The organism is Bacteroides sp. NSJ-48 (genome assembly GCF_014287405.1).
Classification (GTDB): Bacteria; Bacteroidota; Bacteroidia; order Bacteroidales; family Bacteroidaceae; genus Bacteroides; species Bacteroides stercoris.
In genome coordinates this window covers 1-2,386 of sequence record NZ_JACOOD010000098.1, presented here as the reverse complement: position 1 = coordinate 2,386, position 2,386 = coordinate 1, and the positions used below count along the sequence as shown (strand labels likewise).

Here is a 2,386-nt window from a genome sequence, read left to right as displayed (position 1 = left end):
TTTGGCCGTCAAACCTTGTTTTCGGGGGAATACCTAAAGATACAAAAAAGCCAACTAATTCGCAATAATTTGTGTATGAATTAGTTGGCTAATTTTGTAATATTTAATGAATGTCCCTAAAGATAGATACTTTGCAAACTGATATGACACTTGAATTTGATTTGAATGTCAAGGTCAACACGCGTGAAGCAGTCGGGATATTGGTGACATCGACGGACGTTTTGACAAAAACGTCACAAAAGGTAATACCTATTAAAAAGATAACCAAACTTCCATCTCAGATATTCACAGAACCATCGAATTTCCCTGTTTTAGTACCCGATGAAGAGGTTTCTCTGTCTGTAGTGATTCGTTCTGCCGTAGGTATTAAGTCTGTAAAACATACGTTGTGCAATAAAGTACTGGGTGACCTGAAGGAATATACGACTATTCCGGTGTCTGGCAATCCGTTGGAAATGGAATTTATCCTGAAAACTGTCGTAGATAATAAAGATACCAATGGAATCAAGATTGTGGTGGAAGATATAGAGGGAGGAAGAGAGGAAAAAATTATCAATATCGAAGGTCTTGAGGGGGTTGACAATAATGTTGCGCTTGTTTTCAACAATATAGAAATGGCACCCGAATGGGAACATTCAACAGAACCGGATCAACCTTATATTTTCTCCATAGAGGGAATAATGGTACAAGGTGTGCAGAAACATGTATTAAGCCTGAAGGAAATTAAAGGATATGGCTCAAAGGCAAACAGTGTAGATTTTGCTTTCGTCAATATATGGAGAAATCCGGAGTTTGTTGCCGTTAAAAATAGAGGTTTCTCTTATGTCAGTGCATCAAGAATTAATGGAGGACCGGTGGGACGGCGTTATGATGTAGATAACTGGATCAAACCGGTAGGCGTTGCTACGAACAGAACGATGTTTACTCTTATACCTGAGGATAAGGTCACTGAGCTTGGCGTTGATGTGATGGTGGAGAGTGCGGTTCCTGACGCCAAGACTTTTGAAGCGTTGAATATGTTGCAAAGTATGACTACACAGGGTGCTGATATGTTAATGCAAAGGGTCAATGCTTCTGATGGATACCCGAATGATCCTTGTAGTTTGCAGATCAAGGATAATACCTATATTGCTTTTGTTACTGCAGCGGGTAAATATGGTGTTATTCATGTTATTGAAGCCGCAAACGATGCAGATGCGTTAGTTACCGGAGGATGTAAAATAGCTACTCCTACAGGAGTTGTGGGAGGTAAAGGTCCGGCCTATTCGGGAGCTGGCATAGCCGGACTTACTTACGATGGTGTGGCGTTGCTTTACGGACGCACCTGTAAGTTGAAAATTGTGGTTCAAAAGTAATGTTGTTACAAATTGAGAAATAATACATTTATATTTTTGATGTAAAAGTTAAGAAAGGCCGGTCATATCTCTTTATGAACCGGCTTTTCTTGGGTCAGTCCGAAAAGCCTGTGGGTATGTTATGTTAATATTCGAAAGTGTACTATCTTTGCAGTTAGATTTTAAACAACACGTGAATTTGTCGAACTCACGTTATTTATATGCTAATTCTGCTTTGTCTTTAGGGTATTTGGAAATGCCGATGTATAGCGCTTTACCTTGCCGTACGATGTCAACGAGTGTTTGAAGTGTCTCTTCAAGAGGGTGTTGGGGTCGTAACGGTGGGTATAGAAGATGTCTACATATTCGAGGTTCATCCGCTTTAAACTTTGGTTGAGGCTGCTCATCAGTGATTTTCGGGAACCCCAATCACCGTAAGGACCCGGCCACATTTCATGTCCCGCTTTGGTAGAAATAAATAATTCATCCCGGTAGGGCATAAATGATTTCTTCATAATCATACCGAATGTTTCTTCTGCAGAGCCGCAGGAAGGACCGTAATTGTTGGCGAGGTCAAAATGGGTGATACCCTTGTCGAATGCATAATGTGCCATTGATAGCGAGTTGGCGAAAGTATTGACATCGCCGAAGTTGTGCCATAGTCCTAAAGATATTTCAGGTAGAAGGATGCCGCTCTTTCCGCAACGGCGGTATTTCATACCGTTTTCGTATCTGCCGGGGGCGGGAGAATAGATGGGATTTATCATGTCTGTTGGTTTTAGTTAGACTTTACATTATATAAGGTTGTAAAAACAATGAAAGCAAAAATACATAAAATCTCTGGAATAACCTCGAAAAACGGGAGAAATGACGCTAAACGACTTAATATCAGAGTTGTTACGGTGTCAAATGATGACAAGCCGAAAAATCGGGAAACGCAAAGAAAAGCGGATTTAAGAAGAAGAATGGTTTGCAAATCATTACCCGTGAAAGAGTAAGATTTAACATATGAGAGATGCTATTGCACCGTTTGTCACCGATTTGCGTATCAA

The 2,386-nt window shown here is 40.4% G+C and carries 2 pseudogenes; one reads left to right on the top strand and one right to left on the bottom strand.

Annotation, left to right across the window (positions count from 1 at the left end):
* Positions 1-116: 116 nt before the first annotated feature.
* Positions 117-1,355, top strand: a pseudogene (locus H8S52_RS19555) (hypothetical protein); the annotation flags it as partial.
* Between the two features lie 195 nt (positions 1,356-1,550).
* Here H8S52_RS19555 and H8S52_RS19550 read toward each other — a convergent pair.
* Positions 1,551-2,101 (bottom strand): annotated as a pseudogene (locus H8S52_RS19550) (aldo/keto reductase); the annotation flags it as partial.
* Between the last annotated feature and the right edge of the window lie 285 nt (positions 2,102-2,386).